Annotated in this window: 14 protein-coding genes; 4 read left to right on the top strand and 10 right to left on the bottom strand. The window is 52.6% G+C overall.

The window, feature by feature from the left end:
* Positions 1-177 precede the first annotated feature (177 nt).
* Genes ACJMNB_RS08295 through ACJMNB_RS08280 form a run of 4 tightly spaced genes read left to right on the top strand, consistent with a single transcriptional unit; the run spans position 178 to position 5967 of the window.
* Positions 178-2628 carry a circularly permuted type 2 ATP-grasp protein gene (locus ACJMNB_RS08295; RefSeq protein ID WP_405341257.1) on the top strand — a complete coding sequence of 817 codons (2451 nt, stop codon included), beginning with the start codon at positions 178-180 and terminating at the stop codon, positions 2626-2628.
* A gap of 3 nt (positions 2629-2631) precedes the next feature.
* Entirely contained in the window at positions 2632-3510 is an 879-nt protein-coding gene (locus ACJMNB_RS08290) for a transglutaminase domain-containing protein (protein ID WP_405341254.1), read from the top strand.
* Between the two features lie 25 nt (positions 3511-3535).
* Positions 3536-5029, top strand: a complete 1494-nt coding sequence (locus tag ACJMNB_RS08285; RefSeq protein ID WP_405341251.1) for a circularly permuted type 2 ATP-grasp protein — start codon at positions 3536-3538, stop codon at positions 5027-5029.
* 8 nt (positions 5030-5037) lie between these two features.
* Positions 5038-5967 (top strand): alpha-E domain-containing protein, encoded by a 930-nt coding sequence (locus ACJMNB_RS08280; RefSeq protein WP_405341248.1) that lies wholly within the window; start codon positions 5038-5040, stop codon positions 5965-5967.
* Between the two features lie 6 nt (positions 5968-5973).
* Here ACJMNB_RS08280 and ACJMNB_RS08275 read toward each other — a convergent pair whose 3' ends face one another.
* The 10 genes from ACJMNB_RS08275 to ACJMNB_RS08230 all read right to left on the bottom strand — a co-directional run bounded on the left by ACJMNB_RS08275 (position 5974) and on the right by ACJMNB_RS08230 (position 16613).
* Positions 5974-7659 (bottom strand): sulfate adenylyltransferase subunit 1, encoded by a 1686-nt coding sequence (locus tag ACJMNB_RS08275; RefSeq protein WP_405341245.1) that lies wholly within the window; start codon positions 7657-7659, stop codon positions 5974-5976.
* Entirely contained in the window at positions 7659-8558 is a 900-nt protein-coding gene (gene cysD, locus ACJMNB_RS08270; RefSeq protein ID WP_405341242.1) for a sulfate adenylyltransferase subunit CysD, read from the bottom strand. The genes ACJMNB_RS08275 and cysD overlap by 1 nt, the downstream gene beginning before the upstream one ends.
* A 10-nt stretch (positions 8559-8568) precedes the next feature.
* Positions 8569-8883 carry a ferredoxin family protein gene (locus tag ACJMNB_RS08265; RefSeq protein ID WP_405341239.1) on the bottom strand — a complete coding sequence of 105 codons (315 nt, stop codon included), beginning with the start codon at positions 8881-8883 and terminating at the stop codon, positions 8569-8571.
* Positions 8867-10573 (bottom strand): adenylyl-sulfate reductase subunit alpha, encoded by a 1707-nt coding sequence (locus ACJMNB_RS08260; RefSeq protein ID WP_405341236.1) that lies wholly within the window; start codon positions 10571-10573, stop codon positions 8867-8869. Before ACJMNB_RS08260 ends, ACJMNB_RS08265 begins: the two co-directional genes overlap by 17 nt.
* Before the next feature lie 23 nt (positions 10574-10596).
* Positions 10597-11457 carry a 4Fe-4S binding protein gene (locus tag ACJMNB_RS08255; protein ID WP_405341233.1) on the bottom strand — a complete coding sequence of 287 codons (861 nt, stop codon included), beginning with the start codon at positions 11455-11457 and terminating at the stop codon, positions 10597-10599.
* Positions 11458-11470: 13 nt separating this feature from the next.
* Positions 11471-12697, bottom strand: coding sequence for an O-acetylhomoserine aminocarboxypropyltransferase/cysteine synthase family protein (locus tag ACJMNB_RS08250; protein WP_405341230.1), 1227 nt, complete (start codon positions 12695-12697; stop codon positions 11471-11473).
* 106 nt (positions 12698-12803) lie between these two features.
* The gene (locus ACJMNB_RS08245) at positions 12804-13862 is read right to left on the bottom strand and encodes an ABC transporter ATP-binding protein (RefSeq protein ID WP_405341227.1); all 1059 of its coding nucleotides are present in this window, start codon (positions 13860-13862) and stop codon (positions 12804-12806) included.
* A gap of 58 nt (positions 13863-13920) precedes the next feature.
* Entirely contained in the window at positions 13921-14748 is an 828-nt protein-coding gene (cysW, locus tag ACJMNB_RS08240) for a sulfate ABC transporter permease subunit CysW (RefSeq protein WP_405341224.1), read from the bottom strand.
* Positions 14748-15581, bottom strand: coding sequence for a sulfate ABC transporter permease subunit CysT (cysT, locus tag ACJMNB_RS08235; RefSeq protein ID WP_405341221.1), 834 nt, complete (start codon positions 15579-15581; stop codon positions 14748-14750). Before cysT ends, cysW begins: the two co-directional genes overlap by 1 nt.
* Entirely contained in the window at positions 15582-16613 is a 1032-nt protein-coding gene (locus ACJMNB_RS08230; RefSeq protein WP_405341218.1) for a sulfate ABC transporter substrate-binding protein, read from the bottom strand.
* Positions 16614-16793 lie beyond the last annotated feature (180 nt).

Raw genomic sequence — 16793 nt, 5'->3', positions numbered from 1 at the left:
ACCGTGCCAATGGGAATGGGCGGGAGAAATGCTGATTTTCGGGGTTTTTCTGCCTTATTTGCGACCTATTTGCACACAAAATCTGTAAAGACTGCAAAAACTGTAATTAATAATGCTCTAAAAACACATATAAATGCGCCTAAATGGATTGGCACAATTTTTGCGATTTATAAATGTATGAATTGTGTTGAAGATGAAGATTTTTTTATCAATTCCATTTCGGCGATGTCGAAGGTGGAATTTGAGCACCGTTGCAGGCGATTGCACAACGTGCTTGACGAGAATGACCTTTCGTCGAGTATGGGGTGTAGCCACAAGGGCACGGACCCGATTCCGCTGGTGATTTCGACGGATGAATGGAAGACGATTGAAGCCGGCGTTGCGCAGAGAGCGAGGCTTTTCAACGCGCTGGCCAACGACATTTATGGCGAACAACATCTTTGGAAAGTAGGCAAGTTGCCTGCGGCCTTGCTGTTTGCAAATCCCGATTTTTTACAGGTTGTCTGGAAAGTGCGACCTGCCGGTGGCATTTTCGTGAACTTGGCCTCTACGGATGTGGTGCGGCTCAAGGACGGATCGTTTGTGGCCGTGGGGGACCATTTGCAAGTGCCCGAAGGTTTAGGGCGTGCGCTCGAAAACCGAATCGGCGTGAGCCGGGCTTTCCCGGAACTTTTCCGCAGCATGCGCACGGAAAGGTTGGCTGTCTTTTTCAAGAAACTGATGGACGGCCTCGACGACATGCACAAGGACATTCGGGAGCGGGGTGAATCGGACAAGGTGGTGCTTCTCGCCTCGGGGCCCGAAAATCCGCGCCGTGCCGAAGACGCCGTGATCGCGCGGTACCTGGGGATTCCCCTTGTGGAAAACGACGACTTGGCTATTCGCCATATGCAGGTGTACATGAAGACGCTCATGGGCCTCAAGAAAATCGGGACGATTTTCCGAAGGGTCGAAGACGGTATGTGCGATCCGCTGGAACTGCGTATCGATAGCGGCGAAGGGGCTGTCGGCTTAATCAGTACGGTTCGCGCCGGGAATGTGGCAATTGCGAATTTCTTGGGAACGGGCGTTCTGGAATCGCCGATGTTCAAGCCCTTCTTGCCGGAGATTTGCCGTGAGCTTCTTGGCGAAGAGTTGCTGTTGCGCGATGTGGAAACGCTTTGGCTCGGGAACGGGGCCGATGCGGAGCGCGTGCTGGCCGAACCGGAAAAGTGGATTTTCAGGAAGGCTTTCAGGGATGCCGAAAGCTTTAAGGAAGCCGAGCCCAAGGCGTACGCTTCTATGACGACGACGGCACAGCTCGCCATGTTGCAGGCTGTAGAAGAATCGCCGGAACAGTGGGTGGCCGAAAAGTCGATAGAATCTGCGACCGTTTACGCTTACCGCGAAACGCCAGAAAATGCGGCCCGCGATGATGGTGGAAAATCGAATGGACCGGAGTTCTCGTCGGTGGCGGCGCGGATGCGGTTCTTTGCGGTGAATACGAAGAAAGAAACGACGGTCATGCCCGGCGGCCTTGGAATCTTGGGCGATGGGCTCGGCGAAAAAGACATCTGGGTGCTTTCGGAAAACCCCGTGGCGAACTTTTCGCTTTTGGCTCCGGCGGGCCAGACGATTACGCCGTCGAGAGCGAGCGGAAACTTGCCGAGTCGTGCGGCCGAGAACTTGTTCCGGCTGGGGCGAGCCCTTTCGGCTTCGAACATGATGGCCCGCATTGCGAGAGGTATCGCCGTCAGGCTTTCGGACGAATCCTGGATGGAAATGCCGGAGCTGCCTTGGATTTTGAAGGCGGGGCTTTCGGACGATTCCCAGTCGAGACTCGCGCAGGATCCGGAAAATGCGCTGCGTTATTTCGTCTTGCGCAAAGACAACAAGGACGGAATGCAATGCGTGCTGACAGAGATTCGCGATTTGGGAATGCAGTTGCGGGACCGCATTTCGGAAGACTTGTGGCTTTACCTGAACGGCTTTGGCATTGCCGAGATGCCGGCGGGGCCAGGTGCGGCGGCACTGTTGCCGTACTTGAAGGCGGTGCTTTCGGACAGTGCCGCGGTGGCCGGACTTGCTGCCGATTCCATGACGCGCGGCCACGAATGGCGCTTTCTGGAACTTGGTCGCGAGATTGAATGCGCCATCCGCACCTTGCGACTCATCAAGAATCTGCTTTCGACGGCTCCTACCGACGAAATGACGGATTTGCGGTTGCTGCAGGCGGTGCTTGAAATCGGCGATGGCCTGATGACGTACCACCGCCGTTACGGAGGCCGCTTGCAGATTGTGCCGGTAATCGACTTGCTGCTCTCCGACGAATCGAACCCGCGAAGCGTTGCCTACCAGGTGGCGAAACTGCGCGAAGCGTCAAAGCATTTGCCCGGCAACAACCAGAGCGAGGCCACCTTCTCGCCGCTGGACCGTGAACTGATGCGGGTGCTGGCGGAACTTCGCCTTGCAAACATTGAACAGCTTGCAAAAACAGAAAACAACAATAGGGAGAATCTGGAAAAACTTCTTGACGAACAGATAAATTCGATTGAACGTATTGCCGAAATTGTCACCCGGCTCTATTTAAGCCACGCTCCACGCGCAGGCGTCATTCACGCCACAACCACGGAAATGTCGGAGGTTTAAAAAGTGCCTATCTATCAGATTGATCACGAGACTGTCTATGATTACCGCCTTCCCGTTCTTTACAGCAATCACTTGGCGCACATGCTCCCTCGCGCTGTCAGCCGTCAGAATTGGATTAGCCACAGCATCGAAGTGGACCCGGATCCCTCCATTCAGCAGGAGCGGCTCGATATTTTCGGGAACAGGGTTTTGGCGTTCAGCATCGAGCAAGAACACAAGCATTTTCGTTTCAAGACGACAGGCCTTGTGGACGTGCATGCAGAAGAACCCCCGAAACCAGGCGAAACCATGCCGTGGGAAAATGTGTCTAAACTCTTGGAACGTCCGACAAACGACGAGACGTTGGATGCAGCCATGTATGCCTACGCCTCTCCATTCGCCAAGTTTGAAGAATCCGTCCGTAATTACGCGCTCGAAAGTTTTCAGCCGAACCGCCCCATTTTCGATGCCGCTTACGAACTGATGACTCGAATTTTCACGGACTGCAAGTACACACCGGGTGCCACGAGAATCGGGGCGCAGCCGCAGGAAATCTTGCGCGGTCGAAAGGGCGTGTGTCAGGACTTTGCGCACTTGATGATTGGTTGCTTGAGGTCCTTGCATTTGCCTTGCCGTTACGTGAGCGGATACCTTCGTACCCATTCTTGCGAAGGCCAGCCGAAACTTGTCGGAGCCGATGCGACCCACGCTTGGGTGAGTACCTACGTTCCTGACCACGGTTGGGTGGAATTGGACCCGACGAATAACGTGCTCGGTGGTGACGAACACATTGTACTTGCCTGGGGGCGCGATTTTGGCGATGTGAGCCCCTTGAAGGGCGTCATTACCGGTGGCGGCGACCACACCTTGAAAGTGTCGGTGAACGTGGATGTGAAAGAATAAACATAAAAGCATAAGGAAACAAAACATGCAATTCGAAAACTACGATACCGAAGGCTTTTACGACGAGCTTTGCTTACCCGACGGGACGCCCCGCCCGGCTGCAGAGCCGTTGTTTACGAAAATCAATGAGCTTCCCGCAGGAGAACTGCAACGCCGCCAGAAAATCGCGGAGTCGGCTTTTTACGACAACGGCATTACTTTCGCTGTTTACGGCAACAAGGATGGTAAGGACAAGATCATCCCCTTCGATGTGATTCCCCGCATTGTAAGCGCTTCTGACTGGAAGCACCTTGAAGCGGGCCTGAAACAGCGTACCGATGCGTTGAATTGCTTTTTGACGGACATTTACAACGACCGCAAGATTCTGCGCGACAAGATTGTGCCCGAAAGCCTCATCAACACCTGCACCGCGTACCGCCCGCAGATGGAAGGCTTCGTGCCGCCCAAGGGAATCTGGGCGCATATTACCGGTACCGACCTTGTGCGCGATACCGACGGCACCTTCTACGTGCTTGAAGACAATATGCGTTGCCCGAGCGGTGTTTCGTACGTGTTGCAGAACCGCCAGATTCTAAAGCGTACGTTCCCGCAGGTGTTTTCGAATTGCTCGATTCGCCCGGTAGACGAATACTGTACCCGCCTGCGCAAGTCGTTGGAATACTTGGCCGAACCCGTCGCATCGCCCAAGGTTGTGGTGCTGTCGCCCGGCATCTACAATTCCGCTTACTATGAACATTCCTATCTCGCGCAGCAAATGGGCGTGGACTTGGTGACTGGAGATGACCTGATTGTGCAGGACAAGAAGGTGTATGCCCGCACCACGCGTGGACTCAAGCAGGTTCATGTGATCTACCGTCGTGTTGATGACGAATTCCTGGATCCGAAGGTGTTCCGCCCGGATTCTTGTCTCGGCGTGCCCGGACTCATCGAAGCGTACAAGGCTGGTAATGTGGCGCTTGCAAATGCTCCCGGTTGCGGTGTCGCTGACGACAAGGCGATTTACACTTACGTGCCGCAGATTATCAAGTACTACTTGGGTCAAGAGGCCATCATTCCGAACGTGCCGACCTTCGTGTGCGAAAATCCGAAGCATATGCAGCATGTGCTGGACCACATCGAAAACATGGTCGTCAAGGCGGCCAGCGAATCTGGCGGCTACGGCATGCTCGTGGGCCCGAAATCTACAAAGGAAGAATGCGAGGCGTTCAAGAGCAAGATTATTGCGAACCCGCGTAACTACATTGCACAGCCTATGATTTCCCTCAGCCGTGTGCCATGCATTGTGAACGGCGGTTTTGAAGGTCGCCATGTGGATTTACGCCCCTACATTGTGCAGGGCCGCGAAACCTACATCCTGCCCGGTGGCCTCACCCGCGTGGCGCTCCGCAAGGGCTCCATCGTGGTGAACAGCTCGCAGGGCGGGGGTTGCAAGGATACATGGGTGATTGCCGAAAACGAAAAGGCTCCGGAACTTGGCCAGGCCAAGCTATGGATGGAACAACAACAGCAGCAACAGTAAGGTGAATTATGTTAAGTAGAGTCGCAAATTCCATTTATTGGCTTGCCCGTTACATTGAACGTGCCGAAAACGTGGCGCGCAGTATTGATGTAAACCTCCAACTCCAATTGGACTTGCCCGGCGAAGTGCGCCCTTGGGAACCGGTGATTCAGATCGCTGGCAATGCGGATGATTTCTTCAAGAAATATGTGCACGCCTCCTTCGAAAATGCGTTGACTTTCCTGACGTTCGACAAGGAAAATCCTAGTAGCATTATTTCTTGCGTGGCGGCCGCGCGCGAGAATGCCCGTTGTGTGCGCGAAAGGATTTCTTCTGAACTTTGGATTGCCATCAACCAGTTCTACCTGAAATTGAATGACCCGGAAATGTCCAAACAGGTTCTGGCCGCACCCCATGCGTTCTACAGTAGCGTCAAGGAATTCAGCCAGCTCACGGCGGGCATTATTCAGGGTACCATGAGCCACGATGTGGCGTGGAACTTTACGCACCTCGGAACTTTGCTGGAACGCGCCGACCAGACTTCGCGAATTCTGGATGTCAAGTACTACATCCTGCTTCCTGACGTGAGCATGGTGGGTATGGCGCTTGATACCGTGCAGTGGAATGCCGTGCTCAAGAGTGTCGGTGCATACGAGATGTTCCATCGTCGCAATTCCAACGTGACGCCCCACAATGTGGCGGAATTCCTGTTGCTTTCGGAAGACTTCCCGCGCTCCTTGCGTTACTGCTTGGAAAAGGCGGAAATTTGTCTGAAGAACATTGCGTTTCCCGTCAAGAGCAACGCGGAATCCATTCGCCTCTTGGGCAAGCTGCGTTCCGACATTTCGTTCACGACTATCGAAGAAATCATCGACCACGGGCTTCACGAGCAGATAGAAAAAGTCCAGATCCGCCTATGTGATTTAGGAAACCAGATCTGGAAAGATTTTTTCTGTTAGATGTGATTAATGGATAACCACTTTGCGGTACGTGTCGAAGGCTGTCCACTTGCGGAAAAATTCCTCACGGTGGTCGAGGCCTGCAGCGTTGTATTCGTTGAGTAGCTGCTTCACGTCTGCATCGGATTTAACTTTGATTTCAAAGCCGCGCCCGTTGATGACGGGAACATTGCCGTAGTGATACTCGGCGGCGGCCAACACTTCCGTGATGCGCTTGCCGCGAATCTTGACGGCGACGCTATCACGCAAAATGATAATGTCGAAGTCATCGGGGTAGTGGTAGCTTTCGCCTACGGTGGGGATTTCGTCGCCTACGGTGTAGTGTTGCTTGACGGGTTGCTGCTTCACTACCGAGAGCGTTGCCGTGTCGTAGAAGAATTCTTCGAAGATTTCTCCGCGGCCATGGCGTTCGCCTTGCACGAAGGCGGCCTTTTCGCTGTTAGAAACTTGCTTTTCGAACAGACCTTCTACTACGCCGCAAGCCGATGTTGCATGCGTGACGCGATCGATGAGAATCAATTCACCAAGCGTTTTGTGATTTTCGAAGAGGTCTGCGACAATGGCTTCGGCAAACACGATTTCGACAACGGCGATTCCGTTCTTGCTCAAACTTTCGGTGGCTTGATGCGCACCCGTATTCACGTCGATGGCGTAATCAATTTTCGTGAGGGTGCCGGGGATCGTCTTCGTTCCAAGTTTGACAAGAAAATCTTTTCCGAGAGAAAGCGGCTCGTCGTCCATCCATAAGAGCGAAGCCTTGATTTTCTTGTAGCTAGCGATATTGGCATCCTTGATGAGTACGCAACCTCTCGATACGTCAACTTCGCGGTCGAGCGAAATGGTAACGGGTTCGCCAACATGTGCTTCGTCTACATTCTTGTCGGTGAAAAGAATGCTTTTAACGGAAGCCTTTTCGTTGCTCGGGAGCGTAGTGATGGTATCGCCCACGCGAATGGAGCCTGCTTCAATCTGGCCTTGGAATCCGCGGAAGGTTCTGTCCGGGCGGCAAACGCGTTGCACCGGCAAATAGAATCCCTTTTCCTGCTGAGAATCGGCGATGTCGATGGTTTCGAGGTAATCCAGGAGTGCCTTGCCGGTATACCAAGCGATGTTTTTGGATTTCACGGTTACGTTGTCGCCTTCGGTGGCCGAAAGCGGAATTACGTAAATGCTGTGGAGCGAAAGTTCGCTGGCCAGCTCGTTAATTTGCTTCAGGATTTCTTCGAAGCGTTCCTTGCTGTAGCCCACAAGATCCATCTTGTTGACGGCAAAGACGAAATAGCGAATGCCCATGAGCTTGCAAATGCGGGCGTGACGGCGTGTCTGCACCAGAACGCCCTGCGATGCGTCCACAAGAATCACGGAGAGATCGGCAAACGAAGCGCCTACCGCCATGTTGCGGGTGTATTCTTCGTGCCCCGGGGTGTCCGCCACGATAAAGCTGCGGCGATCCGTCGTGAAATAGCGATACGCGACGTCGATGGTGATGCCCTGTTCGCGTTCTGCCATCAGGCCGTCAAGCAAAAGGGAATAGTCGATTTTTCCGCTGCGGCTACCGACCTTGCTATCCAATTCCAGAGCCTTTTCCTGGTCGGCGTAGAGTAATTTGGAATCGTAAAGAATGTGGCCGATGAGCGTGGATTTTCCGTCGTCCACGCTGCCGCATGTAATAAACTTCAACAAACCTTTCATTAGAAATATCCCTCCCTCTTGCGGCGTTCCATGCTTCCGGCGGCTTCGTTGTCGATGACGCGCGAAGTTCTTTCCGAAGAGACGGCGCTCAGGGTTTCGTCGATGATTTCATCAAGCGTGGTGGCGGTGGATTCGATGCCGCCCGTGAGCGGGTAGCAACCCAGCGTTCTGAATCGCACCGATTTGATTTCGGGTGTTTCGCCTTCGCGCAGCGGGAATCGTTCGTCGTCCACCATGATGATGTTGCCGTCGCGCACCACAACCGGGCGCGGGGCCGCAAAGTACAGCGGAACGATGTCAATCTTTTCGCGCTTGATGTACTGCCAGATGTCTTTTTCGGTCCAGTTGGAAATCGGGAAAACGCGGATGCTTTCGCCCTTGTTGATCTTGGTGTTGTAAAGCTTCCACATTTCAGGGCGCTGGTTTTTCGGGTCCCAGGCGTGGGCGGAATTGCGGAACGAGAAAATGCGTTCCTTGGCGCGGGACTTTTCTTCGTCGCGGCGGCCACCGCCAAATGCTGCGGTAAAACCGTACTTGTTCAGCGCCTGCTTCAGGGCTTGCGTCTTCATAATGTCGGTGTAAGCCGAGCCGTGGTCAAAGGGGTTGATGCCTTGCTTGACGCCATCCTGGTTGATGTATTCCAGCATTTCGATGCCGAGTTTTTTCGCGATGTTGTCGCGGAACTCAATCATCTCGCGGAACTTCCAGGTGGTATTCACGTGCAAGAACGGGAAGGGCGGCTTTTCGGGATAAAAGGCCTTCATGGCCAAATGCAGCATGACGGAACTGTCCTTGCCGATAGAATACAACATCACCGGCTTTTCGCATTCGGCGGCGACTTCGCGGATGATGTAGATGGCTTCGGCTTCCAGCTCGTCGAGGTGTGAAAATTCGCTCACTGTGAAACTCCTAGTATTTGTTGGATTCTTTGGGGTCGATGTCAATGTGCTTTACGTTACCGTCTGGAAATTCCACAATCCAGCGGATAAGTCCATTGACTTTTTCGGTGTGCACCTTGCTGCCCTTGCCGCCAATGTCTTCGCCCAGGAAGAATCGGATGGCGTGAACGGGGCATTCCTTGATGCACGAGGTGCAACCCCAGCAATCTTTGGGGTACTTGATAAACGCTTTTTTGTTTTCGTTAATCTTGATTAGCGTGCCGGGACAAACATTGTGACATTTTCCGCAGCCGATGCATTTGCTTTGATCAATGCTGATGCTCATAGTTCTTTTGCCCTTCTGCGGTGAGTTCGCGCAAGATGATTTTGATTTCGCCGTTTTCGAGGCGGGAATTCACGTACTTGCGGAAGTTGGTGTTGTCTTTTTCGGGGTAGTCGAGGTTTTCTGCAAAGCTGTGCCAGCGGGTTTCATGTCGTGCCGCGAGGTGCGCAATGACGCTCTTGCAAACCGTAAGGCGTTCCTTGAGCTCGTAGATATACATGACTTCTTGCAAGTCGGCGGCGCTCAAGTTGTCTGTCAGCTTTTCGATGATTTCGATTTCTTTTTTTGCCTGGTTCAGTTGGTTTTCGCTGTAGCGGTAGCTGGTCTTGATACCGCCTGCGTAAGAATCCATAACCGCCTGCATGGCTTCTTCGAGATTTTCGGTGGTCTGCGCAGTTTTCTTGTTCAGCAGATACTTCTCAATTTCTGCGATGTGATTTGCGATTTCTGCGACGGAGATTTTTGCTGTAACGGTGCCATTTAAGCGGATGTATTCTGCGGCGGATTTTGCTGCGATTTCGCCTTCGGCAAGTGCGCCTGTCACGTACTTTTGCGGGCAGCCTCCGGCCACATCGCCGGCGGCATAAAGCCCTTGAATGGTGGTGGCGCGCTTGGTGTCAACCCAGTAACCGCTTGCGGTGTGGCCGCCTACGATATACGGTTCCGTGCCTTCGATTTCCACATTCGCTTTCGAGGGCAGTTGATTTTCAAGCCAGCGGATAGTCTGCGACGGGGCCATATTCAAGTAGGCCTTCAAAAGCGATTCTTCTTGCTCGGCGGTAATGCCCTCGGTCCTTAAATAGCAGGGCCCGCGGCCTTCCAGATTTTCGGCCACCGTTCCGTAAACACGTTCCGAAGTTGAAATGCCGTATTTGGTTTCGTAAACTTCGCCGAGAGAATTCACCTGCTTGGCGCCAACACCTTGCGCCAGCGTTCCCGTGGGCGCGATGGTGTCCTTGCAACGGAGTGCAATGAACCGCATTTCAAAGGTGGTCATTTCGGCACCATGGCGAATACCCATGGCGTAACCTGCGCCCGTATTGAAAGGCGGGTACCACATTTTATGGCGAGAGAAACCCGGATTGTTCGGGCGGTAAAGCCCGGCGGCACCGCCTGTGGCGATAATGACTGCGCCCGCTTCGATGGCGTAGAAAGTATCGTTCTCTATTCCGAATCCGAATGCGCCGTCAATCTTGTTGCCGTGTACCGAGAAATCAAAAATGTTCACGTGATTCAGCACGGTCACGTTGTCCAACTTTTTAACGGCATCGGCTAAAATTGGTTTGATGTTTTCGCCATTGATTTTGATATTGCGATTGCCGCGCGTCACATATTTGCCGTCTTTGTCTTTCAAGATGACAAGGCCCAATTTTTCCAGGTGGGCGGCGACTTCGTTGAACTTTTCGGAGATGGTGTAAAGAAGGTCTTCGCGAACGATTCCGTCGGCGTCTTTTTTTGCGTATTCTACATAATCCTTGGGCGTGCGGCCTTCGGTAATGTAGGCGTTCAAGGCGTTTACGCCGGCGGCCAGGCAGCCGCTGCGCTTGATATTTGCCTTTTCGACGATAAGGATTTTGAGACCTGCGGCTTCTTGCGGTGCATTTTGCGCACCTGCGGCGGTAATGGCGGCGTAGCAACCCGCCGTGCCTCCACCAATAATCAACAAATCTGTTTTAAGTCGCTCTATTTTCACGGCATCTCCGTACAACTATTTGATTAGCCATTATAGGCGTCTTTGATTTTTTGTGCAAAGACGTCGTGGCCAATGCGGTCGATGGTGTATTTAAAGCGTTCGCTGGGCTTTGCATTTTCGGCGAAGAAGGTGATGGCGGCATCACAAATGTCAAGCAGCTTGTTTTTGTCTTCTACGAAGGGGATAATGGTTTCGCCCTTGTTGATGTTATTGCCGAAAAGTCCACCGAAAGAAACGATGTAGCCGTGAGTGGCATCCCATGCATCAGTGGGGCAAGATTTGTAGCAACGTCCGCAGAAATTGCACTGGTCTTCGTCAAAAATGACTTTCTTGTTTTCAACCTTGATGGCGCCCTTGCGGCAAGATTTGGCGCAGAGCCCGCAACCAATGCAGCGATCTTCGGCCCACTTCACCTTGATAGCACCCTTGATGCCCACGTCGTTTTCTTCGGCTTTCAGGCAGTTGTTCTGGCAGCCGGTTACGCCGAATTTGAACTTGTGGGGGAGTTCTCGAGCGAAATAGCGGTCGTCCAGTTCCTTGGCGAGTGCGTAGGTGTCAATGCATCCGCTGGGGCAAACGGCTTCGCCTTGGCAAGCCGTAATGGTTCTTACGCGGGGTCCGCAAACGCCCGGTTCCACGCCGCCTTCGGCAAGGGCAGCCTTTACATCGTCAACATTTTCAAGCTTGATAAAGGGAATTTCGACGCTCTGCCTAGAGGTCAAATGAGCGTAGCCTTCGCCGTATTTTTCTGCGACCTCGGCGATTTTAGCCAATTGGGTTGCGGTGAGGTTTCCGCCTACGACGCGAACGCGCAGCGAGAAGTTATTCTTCTGCTTTTGGCGCATCCATCCGCCCTTTTTAAGAGTTGCATAATCCGTTGCCATATTGTGTGTCTCCTTAAATTCCTTTTATTGCTTGTTCAAAGTCTTCTTTAAGATCTTCGATGTCTTCGATTCCGACACTCACGCGGATGGTGCCTTCGAATACACCTGCATTTTCTTTTTGTTCCTTAGTGCCGTGGGTAAAGATGGTGCTGTCGGGGTGAATCACCAGCGTGCGCAAATCACCGATGTTGGTGGCGATGGTGGCGTATTTCAAATTGTTAATCAGCTTGAAGGCTCGTTCTTTGTTGCCCGCGTCAATGGTGAAAATGGCTCCGCCCTTTCCGCCCAGCTGCTTTTGCACCAAGTCGAAATAAGGGCTGCTTTTGAGGGCGGGGTAGTTGACAGAAATACCTTCGAAACCCTGCAAAAATTCAGCCAGTTGCAAGGCGTTGCTACAAAGACGTTCCATGCGCAGACCAAGCGTTTCAAGGCCAAGTGCGTTCAAGAAAGAGGTATTCGGGGCTACGCAACAGCCCACGTTGCGCCAAATGCCGTTGCGAAGTTTTGCGATGTAGGCGAATTTGCCAAAGCGCTTGTATTCTTCCAGGCCTTTAAAACGAGAGTAATCCCAGTTAAATTTGCCGCTGTCAACGATAATGCCGCTAATGGCGCTGCCATTGCCGTTGATGTACTTGGAAGAAGAATGTACAACGATATCGGCGCCAAAATCAAAGGGATGTACAAGGTAAGGGGTGGCCGTGGTGCTGTCGACAATGAACGGGACGCCTCCCTGATGCGCCACGTCTGCGACACTTTGCAAATCGACCACGTTTAATTTCGGGTTGCCAATAAATTCGGTGAATACGGCTTTGGTCTTTTCGTTCAGCTGGGCGCTCACTGTTTCGGCGGTGACTTCGGTGACAAAGCGGGTCTTGATGCCGAAAGCTTCCAAATCGCGGAACAAATCGATGGTGCCGCCAAAAAGGCCGGCGCTTGCAATGACTTCGTCGCCTGCCTGCAAAATATTCAGGAGCGAAATGGTCACGGCGGCCATGCCCGAAGAACACGCCACCGCACCGATCCCTTTTTCGAGGGATGCGATGCGGCGTTCAAAAGAATCTGTTGTGGGGTTTCCGATACGGGAGTAAGCAAAACCAGGGGCGCGGTTGTTGAAAACGGCTTCAAGTTTTTCAGCGGATTCCTGCGAGAATGCGGTCACCTGGTAAACAGGGGTAAGCGTAGCGCCGCTACATCGGTCACTTCCAAAATTCTGATGCAATAAAGCTGTATTAAAATCCATTCACCAACTCTCCGTCCGAAAAATTTTATTAGTTACGCAGCCAAATATAGAACACGACTTTCGCCGCGTCCAATACTTAATAAGTATGGCTTTTTATAGGTAATTTTTATATCACAACGACAGGTTCACGCAGCGACTTGTTTTCGAGCAAGTAAGCTTTCTCGCCTGAGGTCACGAAGATGCGGTAGATGAACACGTCTACCTTTTCGCCTACGGAAATGCTAGGCTCATCAAAGCTGCGCCTTGCCGTAAGCGTCTCGCCGTTTACAAGCACGGACAACTCGATTCCACTGCCACGGAAGGCGACGTCGGTCACGACGCCTTCTTCGGCGGAGTTTTTATACTTTTGCACTTCCGTTTTCTTGGTGACTTTCACAAATTCCGGGCGCACGATCGCTTGTTCCGCACCTTCAATCGCGTCAAAGCGACGGAACTTGCTGTAATCCTTGAAAATGGAAGGCTGTCCAAAGAAGGACGCTACGAAAGCGGTTTTGGGGGAACTGTACACGTCGAGCGGTTTGCCGATTTGATCGATACGACCCTTGTTCATGATGATGATTTCGTCGGCCACTTCAATGGCTTCATCCTGGTCGTGAGTCACAAAGATGCTGGTGACGCCGAGTTTTGCAATCATCTCCTTGAGCCAGTGGCGTAATTCCTGGCGTACCTTGGCGTCGATGGCGGCGAAAGGCTCGTCGAGCAAAAGCAGCTGCGGATTCGGTGCAAGGGCGCGGGCGAATGCTACGCGCTGTCTCTGGCCGCCCGAAAGCTGGCTGGGGTAGCGATTTTCAAGCCCTTCTAGGCCAATCAACTTGACAAGTTCGGCAACGCGGTCTTTAATTTCGCTGTCAGACTTCTTGAGAACGCGAAGCCCGAAGGCGATGTTTTCGAAAACTGTCATGTAGCGGAACAGGGCGTAACTCTGGAATACGAATCCGATGCCGCGCTTGCTTGCGGGCACATTGTTGATGACCTTGCCGTCGATAATGATGTCGCCGTTGTCAGGCGTTTCAAGGCCTGCAATCATGCGGAGAATCGTCGTCTTTCCCGAACCGCTCGGGCCCAACAGACCAATCAGTTTACCCTTTTCGATACCGAAGGATACGTTGTCAGACGCCTTGAAATTTCCAAAATGCTTGTTGATATTTTTTAGTTCTACGTACATAAAATCTCCTCTATTGCAACGTCATTGCGAGACGCCGAAGGCGACGCGGCAATCCATGTTAAGCACGATCCCTCTTCCGTCCACGATGCTCTATGAAGCTTCTCGCAATCAAAATGATAATGGCGAGCAACACCAGAATCGACGCCACCGCAAACGCGGGCACATACTGGAATTCGTTAAACAGAATTTCCACGTGCAACGGGAGCGTATTCGTCTTGCCGCGCAAATGTCCCGAAATCACCGACACCGCACCGAATTCGCCCATGGCGCGGGCCGCACAAAGTACCACGCCGTACAAAAACGCCCACTTGATATGCGGAAAGGTAATCTTCCTGAAAATCGTGAATCCCTTTGCTCCCATCAGCGCCGCCGCCTCTTCTTCATCATTGCCGCGGGCTTCCAGAACCGGGATCAATTCGCGTGAAATAAACGGGAATGTCACGAAAATCGTCGCTAGCACAATTCCCGGCACCGCAAACACAATCTTGATATCCCAATCCTGCAACAGCGGGAAAATGGGGCTCTGTCGCCCGAACGTGAGCAAGAAAATCAGACCAGCGATAATCGGCGAAACGGTCACCGGCAAGTCAATCAGCGTCGTGAGAATCTTCTTGCCCTTAAAATGGAACTTGGTCAGCGACCAAGCGGCACTCAGCCCGAAAATCGTATTGATAATCACCGCCAGCGCCGTGGCCTCTAGCGTAAGCCAAATGGCCTTCACCGTATAGTTGTCGGTCACAGCCTTCTCGTACACGGCAAAGCCCTGCTTAAATGCCTCGGTAATTACCGTAATCAGCGGGAGCAGCAACATCAGCACTACAAAAATTACGCTAATGCTAATCAAGAACCACTTGACAATTTTCGAAGATTTTGTCTCTTTTTCCATCAAGCGCCTCCCTTCAAAATTCGGCTGTTTCTAGTCTGAATCAAGTTCACCAAGAAGAGCGTCACGAATGAGGCTACGAGCATTACAAGCGCAATGGTCGTAGCACTCGCGTAATCGTATTCCTGCAATTCCGACATAATGATGAGCGGCACAATTTCTGTTTCATACGGCTTGTTGCCCGCGATAAAAACCACGCTGCCGTATTCGCCTAGGCAACGCCCGAAAGCGAGCCCGAAACCCGTCAATGCGGCAGGCACAATCTCCGGGAAAATAATCTTCCAGAAAATGCGGCTGCGAGATGCTCCCAGCACGCCCGCGGCCTCTTCATAAGCGGGGTCCAACTTTTCGAGCACCGGCTGCACCGCGCGCACCACGAAGGGAATGCCGATAAACACCAGCGCCACCGTAATGCCCACTTGCGTAAATGCAATCTTGATTCCAAACTTCGCAAAAAATCCGCCCACAAGTCCCGTATCCGCCGTAAGTGCGGTCAGCGCAATGCCCGCCACCGCCGTCGGCAACGCAAATGGAAGTTCAATCATGCCGTCAATCAGGCGCTTGAGCGGAAAGCTGTACTTCACCAGCACCCACGCCAGCACAATGCCCATTACCGCGTTAATCAGCGACGCCACAAACGCCGTCACAAAACTCACGCGAAAACTTGACAGCACTCTGTCGCGCGTAATCGTCGCGATAATCTCGTCAAAGGACATCTGCGCCGTAAACACCACCAGCGATGCAAGCGGAATGAGCACCACGACGCTCAAGATGGCTAACGTGATGCCCGTAGTAAGGCCAAAGCCCGGTATAACACTTCTATTCGTTCTTTTCATTTACTTCTTTTCGTAGATCTGGTCGAAAATGCCGCCGTTGGAGAAGTGCGTGCCCTGAGCCTTATCCCAGCCGCCAAAGCGTTCGATGCTGATCAGGTTCACGTTCGGGTCGAATTCCTTGTACTGGGCGAGAATTTCCTTGTTTGACGGACGGTAATGATTCTTGGCGGCAATATGCTGGCCTTCGTCGGAGTAGAGGTAGTTCAGGTATTCGGTAGCAAGTTCGCGGGTGCCGCGCTTGTCAACCACCTTGTCCACGATAGCGACGGAAGGTTCGGCGAGAATGCTGATGGAGGGAATCACGATTTCGTAGTCGTTCGGGTAATCCTTAAGCGCGAGGAAGGCTTCGTTTTCCCAAGAGAGCAACACGTCGCCCTGACCGTTTTCGATGAAGGTCGTGGTAGAGCCGCGAGCGCCCGAGGCGAGCACGAGAACGTTCGCGTAGAGTTTCTTCACGAAATCCTTTGCTTTTTCCTGGTCGCCCTTATACTGGTCTTCGGCCCATGCCCAAGCGGCCAAGTAATTCCAGCGCGCACCACCGGAAGTTTTCGGGTTCGGCGTAATGATGCCCACACCCGGCTTCACGAGATCGCCCCAGTCCTTGAGATTCTTCGGGTTGCCCTTGCGAACCAGGAATACGATGGTAGAGGTGTACGGAGAGCTGTTCAGCGGGAATTCCTTGACCCAACCCGGTTCAATGAGGCCTGCGTCGCGAACGGCGTTCACGTCGAATTCGAGAGCGAGCGTCACCACGTCGGCTTCGAGGCCGTTAGCCACTTCCAAAGCCTGCTTGCCGGAACCGCCGTGAGACTGCGTGATTTCCACTTCCTTGCCGGTCTTTTCTTTCCAATGCTTGGCAAAGGCTTCGTTGTAGTTGGCGTAAAGTTCGCGCGTCGGGTCGTAAGACACGTTGGTGAGAGTCTGCTTTTCCACCTTGGCGGTAGAAGCGCCCTTCTGTTCGTCAGAAGATTCGCAAGCGGAAAGAGCGAGAGAAAGAATAGCGGATGCAATAGCGAGTTTCTTGAAATTCATGTTTGTTACCTCGTGGGTTAAAATTTTTTGTTTGGTTTTTATTATGCCCGGCGCGAATATTGTCCAGAAAAAGGCGGGCCCCTTTTCTCTAAAAATGCGTTTAGAAGATATGCTCCTTGATGGGGTGTTGTTTTTTACGCGGCAAAATATAGAAGCCGTTTTGCGCTCTGTCCAATACTT

Source organism: Fibrobacter sp., from assembly GCF_045131395.1.
Lineage (GTDB): Bacteria > Fibrobacterota > Fibrobacteria > Fibrobacterales > Fibrobacteraceae > Fibrobacter.
The sequence above is the reverse complement of the archived record's forward strand: the minus strand, read 5'-3'. Positions and strand labels throughout refer to the sequence as shown.